Source organism: Candidatus Palibaumannia cicadellinicola, assembly GCF_002855795.1.
Classification (GTDB): Bacteria; Pseudomonadota; Gammaproteobacteria; order Enterobacterales; family Enterobacteriaceae; genus Baumannia; species Baumannia cicadellinicola_C.
In genome coordinates this window covers 1-9,031 of sequence record NZ_NJPO01000169.1, presented here as the reverse complement: position 1 = coordinate 9,031, position 9,031 = coordinate 1, and the positions used below count along the sequence as shown (strand labels likewise).

Annotated in this window: 6 protein-coding genes and 3 tRNA genes; 5 read left to right on the top strand and 4 right to left on the bottom strand. The window is 35.7% G+C overall.

Features of this window, described 5'->3' with window-relative positions; translation table 11 throughout:
• Positions 1-112 precede the first annotated feature (112 nt).
• Positions 113-1,339 (top strand): HlyD family secretion protein, encoded by a 1,227-nt coding sequence (locus tag CEX73_RS03150; RefSeq protein ID WP_101627128.1) that lies wholly within the window; start codon positions 113-115, stop codon positions 1,337-1,339.
• Between the two features lie 6 nt (positions 1,340-1,345).
• Positions 1,346-2,863 carry a DHA2 family efflux MFS transporter permease subunit gene (locus tag CEX73_RS03145; RefSeq protein WP_101627127.1) on the top strand — a complete coding sequence of 506 codons (1,518 nt, stop codon included), beginning with the start codon at positions 1,346-1,348 and terminating at the stop codon, positions 2,861-2,863.
• 54 nt (positions 2,864-2,917) lie between these two features.
• Here CEX73_RS03145 and CEX73_RS03140 read toward each other — a convergent pair.
• A tRNA-Lys gene (locus CEX73_RS03140) sits at positions 2,918-2,990 on the bottom strand.
• 26 nt (positions 2,991-3,016) lie between these two features.
• A tRNA-Val gene (locus tag CEX73_RS03135) sits at positions 3,017-3,092 on the bottom strand.
• Between the two features lie 128 nt (positions 3,093-3,220).
• On the opposite strand from CEX73_RS03135, the gene gltX reads away from it, so the two are divergent.
• Both gltX and CEX73_RS03125 read left to right on the top strand, forming a co-directional pair.
• Positions 3,221-4,630 carry a glutamate--tRNA ligase gene (gltX, locus tag CEX73_RS03130; protein WP_101627126.1) on the top strand — a complete coding sequence of 470 codons (1,410 nt, stop codon included), beginning with the start codon at positions 3,221-3,223 and terminating at the stop codon, positions 4,628-4,630.
• Between the two features lie 80 nt (positions 4,631-4,710).
• Positions 4,711-4,786: transfer RNA gene (locus tag CEX73_RS03125), tRNA-Ala, on the top strand.
• 7 nt (positions 4,787-4,793) lie between these two features.
• Here CEX73_RS03125 and trhO read toward each other — a convergent pair.
• On the bottom strand, positions 4,794-5,741 hold the full coding sequence (gene trhO, locus CEX73_RS03120; RefSeq protein ID WP_101627125.1) for an oxygen-dependent tRNA uridine(34) hydroxylase TrhO: 948 nt from the start codon (positions 5,739-5,741) through the stop codon (positions 4,794-4,796).
• Between the two features lie 69 nt (positions 5,742-5,810).
• Between trhO and pabB the strand changes: the two genes are divergently transcribed.
• Entirely contained in the window at positions 5,811-7,190 is a 1,380-nt protein-coding gene (pabB, locus tag CEX73_RS03115) for an aminodeoxychorismate synthase component I (protein ID WP_101627124.1), read from the top strand.
• 64 nt (positions 7,191-7,254) lie between these two features.
• Here the strand turns inward: pabB and CEX73_RS03110 are convergent, their stop codons facing one another.
• Positions 7,255-8,817 (bottom strand): TerC family protein, encoded by a 1,563-nt coding sequence (locus CEX73_RS03110; protein ID WP_101627129.1) that lies wholly within the window; start codon positions 8,815-8,817, stop codon positions 7,255-7,257.
• Positions 8,818-9,031: the final 214 nt, after the last annotated feature.

Below are 9,031 nucleotides of genomic sequence, written 5' to 3'. Positions count from 1 at the left end.
TACTTTAGCTCTTTTAGGTAATTGTTATTTACCTAGCGATGTTAAGCAGCAATAATTTTAAGAATACCGATTATCGCACAAAATAATTCCACAAAAACCGAGAATAACTTCTATGGTTGATACGTATTTTACTTTACAAGACGATGATGATAAATCAGGGTCTCACAACGTATCTAGCAAAATTACGCCACCTAAAAATATACCTATTAAATTAACATTCTTAATAATATTTGTTTTATTATTAATAATTATTAGTATTTATTACTGGTTTTATAATAGTTATTATGAAAGTACTAATGATGCTTATGTTACCGGAAATTTAATACAAATAACTCCGCAGTTAGTAGGCACCGTAACTCTAATTGTTGCTGATGACGGTGATTTTGTTAAACAAGGACAACTATTAGTTCAATTAGATTCCAGTGATACTATCGTTGAACAGGAAAACGCTGAAGCAAATTTAGCAAAAGTAGTACGTCAGGTATGCAGAATCTCTAGTAACGTAGAGAGTTATAAAAATAAAGTTGCTACACGTAAAATAGAGCTACAGCGTGCTCATGCTGATTATCAACGGAGCGCTAATCTAGCACGTAAAGGAATAATAACTTCGGAAGAATTATCTCATGCGTGGAGTATTTTTACTTCTGCTGAAACTTTACTAACATCAGCACAGCAACAATTAGAGACTCTCATAGTATTAGTAGATAATACTACTATCACTGCACATCCTGATGTAAAGAACGCTGCTGCTCATTTGCGTAGCGCTTATCTTCATAATCAACGTAGTAGCTTAGTTGCCCCTGTTAGTGGATATGTCGCTAAACGTTCAGTACAAATAGGTAGTTACGTAAAGCCAGGCGCAGCACTGATGGCTATTGTTTCACTAGATGATCTATGGATTGAAGCTAACTTTAAAGAAACGCAATTGTTATCAATGCGTATCGGACAACCAGTTGAGATAAAAACAGATTTATATGGAAATAAGGTAACCTACCATGGCAAAGTAGAAAGCTTAGGTATCGGTACTGGCAGTGTCTTCTCGTTGTTACCGGCACAAAATGCTAGTGGTAATTGGATAAAAATTATCCAACGTTTACCGGTTCGTATTCGTCTAGAACCAGATAATCTTGATCGTTATCCGCTACGTATAGGCTTATCTGCTAATGTAAAAGTAGATTTACATAATGATCAAGGACCGATGCTAGCACCATATTCTATGGATAAAATACGTTATATGACAGAGGTATATAATCATCAGTTACATAAAGCAGATAGCTTAGTAACAAAAATCATTTCTGATAACTGCGAAGATGCTCTTAGCCAAGGAAAGTTGCCATAAATTACTATGAGTAGTAATGACCAAAGCTTTCGTCCTAAAAGTATAGTACTAGCAACGATCGGTTTATCTTTAACTACTTTTATGCAAGTATTAGATACTACGATTGCCAATGTTGCATTACCGACGATTTCAGGAAACCTGGGGGTTTGTTCAGAACAAGGTACCTGGATTATTACTGCATTTGCGGTATCTAATGCTATCTCATTACCATTAACAGGCTGGATGGCGCGGCGTTTTGGAGAAATAAGACTTTTCTTAGTATCTTTATTTCTATTTATCATAACTTCTTTTTTATGCGGCATTGCGCAAAAGCTAATACAGCTTGTCATTTACCGTGCTTTGCAAGGTTTTTTTGCTGGACCGCTATACCCTATTTCGCAAACACTATTATTATCTATCTATCCAGCAATCAATCGGGGGATGGCGCTATCACTGCTCGCTATGGTTACCGTAGTAGCACCTATTGTAGGGCCATTAGCTGGGGGTTGGATTACTGATAATTATTCTTGGTCTTGGATTTTCTTTATCAATGTACCAACCGGTATTCTTGCTATAATTTTAGTTTTTGTACAACTAAAAAATCGCCCTGAAGAGAGTCAATATCAACCTATTGATTATGTAGGTTTATTATTACTAGTACTAGGAGTAACAATATTGCAAGTAGTACTAGATAAAGGTAACAATCTTGACTGGTTTGAATCAATTTTTATTACGATTGGTACGTTTATTGCCGTAATATCATTAACAGCATTAGTACTGTGGGAACTAAGTCATAAGTATCCTATTATAAATTTTCGTTTTTTTAAGGACCAAAATTTTTTAGTTGGTACGCTAACGTTAGTATTAGGCTATTCAAGTTTCTTTAGTATTAACTTAATTTTACCGCAGTGGTTACAAAATCAGCTCGAATATACTTCTCTTTGGGCCGGACTAGCAACAGCCCCTATTGGTATTTTTCCGCTTTTTATCTCACCGCTAATTGGACGCTATGGACAAAAATTAGATTTAAGATTATTAGCAGGGTGTTCATTTTTGGTTATAGGTGTTTCTTGTTTTATGAGATCTTTTTTTACCATTCAAATCGATTATTATCATATTGCTATGATTCAATGTTTTATGGGCATCGGAGTTGCGCTATTTTTTATGCCTATAACAAATATTTTATTATCAAATTTACCACAGAAAGATATCGCTGATGGTTCCGGTCTAGCAACTTTTCTACGTGTGCTAGGAAGTAGTTTTGCGGCTTCTCTTACTAACTTATTTTGGCAACAACGAAACATTTTCTACCATGCGCAGTTGACTGAGAATATTACTTCTTACAATCCTACGATGCAGTTTTATATAAATCAGTTAGACAATAGTAAAAATATCCTTATGGCACAGTTAGAAAAGATTATCGAACGTCAATCTGCTATGCTTTCTACTATAGATTATTTTACCTTACTAGGTTGGCTTTTCTTTTTTCTGATTTTAGTTATTATGTTTGCGAAACCGCCGTTTATTTATACATCTAATAAATAATCAAATAAATATACAATACGAATTGTAAATATCAATTTAACCTTGAGAAAGGTGTAGGTCGTGCAGGATTCGAACCTGCGACCAATTGATTAAAAGTCAACTGCTCTACCAACTGAGCTAACGACCCATTTTATTACGAATATGATATGGATATGGTAGGTGATGACGGGTTTGAACCGCCGACCCCCTCCTTGTAAGGGAGGTGCTCTTCCAACTGAGCTAATCACCTATAGTTTACAGGAGTCTATATATACTTGCATTATAAGAAACAACTCAAATGAGTCAATGATTTTTATCATGATAATTTGATTTGTTTTAACATTATCTAATCAGATAGATTAAAAGGACATGTAATTCATGAAAATAAAAACACGTTTTGCTCCAAGTCCAACAGGCTATCTCCACATTGGGGGTGCGCGTACTGCATTCTATTCTTGGCTATTTGCGCGTAATCAAGGCGGTGAGTTTATATTACGTATAGAAGATACTGACCTAGAGCGTTCAACCCCACAGGCAATTGATGCTATCATAGATAGCTTAAAATGGCTAAAGATAGACTGGGATCAGGGCCCATATTTTCAAACTAAACGCTTTGCTCGCTATAACTCACTTATTAATCATATGCTAGAGAATGGTTGTGCTTATAAATGTTATTGCTCAAAAAAGCGACTAGATAAACTACGCAAAGACCAGATTACTAATGGCCAAAAACCACGTTATGATGGACATTGTCGTAATAGTTATCAAAACAATATTTCTGACCAGCCTTGCGTAATACGTTTTCGTAATCCACAAGAAGGTTCTGTTATATTTAACGATTTAATTCGTGGTACTATAAAATATAGTAATAAAGAATTAGATGATCTAATCATCCGGCGTACCGAAGGTACACCTACTTATAATTTTTGTGTTGTAGTCGACGACTTCGACATGAAAATAACTCACGTAATTCGTGGTGAAGATCATATTAATAATACCCCACGCCAAATTAACATCCTAAAAGCTTTAGGTGCACCGATACCAGAATATGCTCATTTATCAATGATTATGGGTAATGACGGTAAAAACCTTTCGAAACGGCATGGGGCAGTAGGAGTCATGCAATATCGTGACGAGGGGTTTCTCCCAGAAGCTTTACTGAATTATTTAGTACGTTTAGGTTGGTCTTATGGTAATCAGGAAGTTTTTTCCTTAGATGAAATGAAAAAACTATTTAGTATCGAAGCCGTCAGCAAATCAGCTAGCTCATTGGATAGTAAAAAGTTACTTTGGTATAATCATTTTTATATACAAACATTATCAATAGACTATATAACAACCAATTTATTATGGCATATGAAACGTCAGGGGATCGATATGTGTATTGATCCTCCACTAAAAGATTTAGTGAAGCTCTTTCGGGGACGTTGCAAAACGATAAAAGAAATGGCTACTAGTTGCCATTATTTTTATCAAGATTTTAGCATATTTGACACGAAAGCAGCAAACAATTATTTACTACCAGGAGCAACTATACCACTACAGAGAGTACGAGAGAAGCTAGAAGCTCTGAATAATTGGACAAAAGAATCGGTGCATAATGCTATTTATCAAACAGCGGAAGAATTAGAAGTAAAAATAGAACAAGTTACTATGCCATTACGTGTAGCAGTTACTGGTGTAAGCCAGTCTCCTACGCTTGACGTAACTATTCAAGCTATAGGTAAATTACGTTCTTTAAAACGTATTGATATGGCACTAAATTTTATTGCTAAATCTCTAAAATAGAGATAGTCAAAGCTAAAGTATTTTAGTGATTGACATATGTTATGATAATATATATTATATATTGATATTATAGTATTATAGGGGCTATAGCTCAGATGGAAGAGTACTTGCATGGCATGCAAGAGGTCAGCGGTTCAATCCCGCTTAGCTCCACCATTTTGACTTACTTAGTATAAGTCAATTGACTTTGACATGTGATATTGCAACAACCAGAGTATTTTTGAGCACAATTCGAACATTGAATAAAGAGACGATGACAACTTTGGTTACGGCAATTAGTGTGATGATCACAAGATTTATTACACTGATGGCAATATGCAATAACTTCAGAAGTAATACGTTCACCTAAACGTTCGTCAAAAACAAAATTTTTTCCAATAAATTTAAGCGGTAATCCTAGCTCTCTAACGCGATTAGTATATCTAATAATACCCCCTTCTATATGGTAGATATTTTTAAAACCATGATGTAACATCCATGCACTAGCTTTTTCACAGCGTATACCGCCCGTACAGTACATTACTATACTTTTATTTTTATTATGTTGTAACATGTTCACAACCATTGACAGTTGTTCGCGGAAGGTCCGAGATGGAATTTCGATAGCTTGCTTAAAATGACCAACTTCATATTCATAGTGATTACGCATATCTACAAATAGTACATCAGGATTATCTGCCATGAGGTTTACTTCTTCAGCCGTTAAATAACGTCCTACATTCAAATGATTAAAATCAGGATCTTGTATTCCATCTGCTACAATACGCTCCCGTACCTTTATACGCAGAACCCAGAAAGATTTACCGTTATTATCCAGCGATATATTAAGCCGTAATTGATCTAACTGTGGGTGAATAGTATATAGTACTGTACGGAAAGCATCAAAATTGCTTTGCAGTACACTAATTTGTCCATTAATGCCTTCAGTAGCAATATAAACACGACCAAAAATATGTAAATGGTGTAATTGATGATAAAGAGAATCACGAAAACTACGAGGATCTGGGATAACAAAATATTTATAAAAAGAAACCGTAGTACGCGGTTCTGTTTCAGTTAGTATATTTGCTCGTAATATTTTACGCGAAATTTTATTATGTAATACTGCCATCAATTTGTTCTCTTATATCTGATATATCTTAAATAAAGAGGTTATGTTTCAAGTAGGAACCATTTTGTTATGATACAGCCATATTTTATTAATTTGCCTTACCAGCCAGATGCCGTACTAGATATTTTCACACCATTATCGATTCAATCTTGGTCTATGTTACTACACTCTAGTGAGAGTAACTATTCAGATAGCTGTTTTTCTATTCTTGTTGCTAATCCTATTGTTACGCTGGTCACTCAAAAAGGTATGACGAAAATTTGTAAAGGTACAAACTGCGAGTTTAGTGACAAAGATCCTTTTATGTTGGTGGAACAACAGTTAGAAAAAGAAAACATGAGTCTTACGATCCAGACGAATAAACAGTTTCCTTTTCAAGGCGGAGCCCTAGGTTTATTTAGCTACGATCTAGCACGGTACATTGAAAACTTACCAAATTTAGCACAACGTGATTTACATATACCAGATATGGCAGTAGGCCTTTATTGTTGGGCAATTATTGCAGATCATCATAGGTGTAAATTAACACTTATTAGTCATACAGATCCAGCAACTATTTTAGCTAATTTAATTGATACAGCACCGAAACCTACTGCTAGGTTTCGTCTTCACAGCCAATGGCAAGCGAATATGACTCGTGCTCATTATGGAAAACAATTCCGCCGGATACAACAACATTTGCAAGCAGGAGACTGTTATCAAGTTTGCTTTTCCCAAAGATTCAGCGCTACATACAGCGGTGATGAATGGTCTGTTTTCCGGTATTTACTAGCATATAACCGCGCTCCTTTTTCAGCTTTTATTCGTCTTCCGGATCAAGCTACTATACTTAGCTTATCTCCAGAACGATTTTTAAGACTACGTGGTGACGTAATTGAATCTTCTCCAATAAAAGGTACCCTACCAAGACCTAGTATTGTCAATGCATCTATCGATAGATTGCAGGCTACACGTCTGGCAACTTCTGTGAAGAATCGTGCTGAAAATATTATGATTGTTGATTTATTGCGTAATGATATCGGCCGAGTTGCTTTACCCGGTAGCGTACGGGTACCATTACTTTTTGCTATTGAGACTTTTCCAGCAGTATATCATATGATCAGCACTATTACTGCTCAATTATCTCCACATTATTCCGCTTGCGATTTATTACGTGCGTGCTTTCCGGGTGGATCTATTGTTGGTGCGCCTAAAGTCCGAGCCATGACAATTATTGAACAACTAGAACCACACTGCCGTAGCGCCTGGTCCGGTAGTATAGGTTATTTGAGTTGTTGTGGTACAATGGATATGAATATTGCTATCCGAACTTTAATAATCGACGAAAATAAAATTTACTGTTCAGTAGGAGGTGGTATAGTCGCCGACAGTAATGAAGAAACTGAATATCAAGAGACGCTTGCCAAAGTAGCAACACTACTGCCATTACTAGAGCAGTTTAAAGCATAATCAAGCTATGCTAGCAAACATCTGATGCTGAGATTAAAACTAAAAACATCATGTTATATTACTATTATAATGAAGTTACAATACTTGATTTACTTGTGTCTTTGTAATGTGGTGCCAGACGTTCAATCCATACCTGCTCAATACGATATTCTATCATTTGTCTAATGGTAAAACGCCATTGGTTTATTACTAGTACTTTTCCTTCTACTGGCATCTTCTCACATTGAGACATTAACAATCCAGCCAAAGAGACGATATTACTACAGTCACGTACCAAATCTTTAGTGTTTAGTACCTTCTGCAAAGTACGAATATTTGTACTACCTTTAGCAAGCCATCCCTTATCGCTCACTTTAATTTCTAATGTTTCTTCTTGATCCTCATCCGTTAATTTACCAGCAATTGCTTCTAATATATCTAGCGGTGTTACTATTCCCTGAATAACGCCTAACTCATTAGAAACTATCACTAAACTTCCTTTAGCACGGCGTAGTTCTTTTAAACAGTTTAAAATATCTAGAGTATCTGGTACAACAATCGCCGGATTTACTGCTTCGTAAGTCTTCATTGGTTCGCCGCTGGCGATAGATATCATACAATCTTTAGCCCGGACTATGCCTATCAAATGATCTAGTTCACCATAACATAGTGGTAACATATTATGCGATGTATTCATTAGCTTTAATCTGATTTCTTCTACTGGGAGCTGACTGTTTAACCAGAAAATTTTATCCCGTGGAGTCATTATGCTACGTAGGTTTCTTGAGGCAAGCGATAGAACCCCGGTTATCATATAGCATTCTTTTTCAGCAAAATTAGCCGAATTGAGTGAGGCTAAATAATTACTATTACGTTTATTTATTAGTAGCATAATAGCCTCTGAGGTACGATCAAGCAGAGGTTTGCTAGACTGATGTTTCATCAAATTACGCCAAGCAATCTGATTAAAAATCTCAATCATTATTGAGAATGCAATTGCCGCATATAGATATTTTTTATTCACATGAAATCCTAATCCTTCTGCAATTAAACTCAGGCTAATTATCAGCAAAAAACTTAAACAGAGCACGACTACAGTATGATTGGTATTTACAAAACGTGTTAATAAATTTGAAATAAATATCATTATAAGCATAGCTATTACTATAGCAGTAATAGTTATAGTAAAATTATTTACTATGCCTACTGCTGTCATAATAGAATCTAGAGAAAAAACCGCATCAAGAACTACAATCTGTACGACAATAGCACAAAAATTAGCATAGCCACGGCTAGCGCTACTATGATGCTCTTTATTTTCTAAGCGTTCATGGAGTTCAGTAGTAGCTTTAAATAATAAAAAAAAACCACCGAGCAGTAAAATGAGGTCGCGACCGGAAAAAGATAAAGACATTATACGGAATAAAGGCCAGGTAAGGGTAACAATCCATGAGATAAAAGAAAGCAGCACTAGACGAATTACTAGTGCGAGAACCAGCCCAATAATACGAGCGCGATCTCGTTTTGTCGGCGATAATTTATCTGCCAGAACAGCTACAAAAACAAGATTATCGATACCTAAAATGATTTCTAGCATTACCAGGGTCAGTAATCCAATCCAAATTGAGGGGTCTATTAGCAATTCTATCACGGGAAAGACTCCATTCCATAAGCCTTAAACATAAGTGAGTGCAGGCAATAAATTTTTGCAGTTGCAGGTGATTAGGGTAAATCAGCATTTGTTTACTAACAAGCAGAGACTATCTACTAGCTAAGTAGCTCAGAGGTAAATACTTGTTATAAGTCGGATCGAATATTGATTCTATATTTAAGTACATGATGCTAGTTAGATGATATGATTC

Bases quoted from the DNA above. Each gene is read 5' to 3' on its own strand.
- CEX73_RS03145 (WP_101627127.1), top strand. From the start codon at position 1,346: ATGAGTAGTAATGACCAAAGCTTTCGTCCTAAAAGTATAGTACTAGCA.
- CEX73_RS03150 (WP_101627128.1), top strand. From the start codon at position 113: ATGGTTGATACGTATTTTACTTTACAAGACGATGATGATAAATCAGGG.
- trhO (WP_101627125.1), bottom strand. From the start codon at position 5,741: ATGGCAGTATTACATAATAAAATTTCGCGTAAAATATTACGAGCAAAT.
- pabB (WP_101627124.1), top strand. From the start codon at position 5,811: ATGATACAGCCATATTTTATTAATTTGCCTTACCAGCCAGATGCCGTA.
- gltX (WP_101627126.1), top strand. From the start codon at position 3,221: ATGAAAATAAAAACACGTTTTGCTCCAAGTCCAACAGGCTATCTCCAC.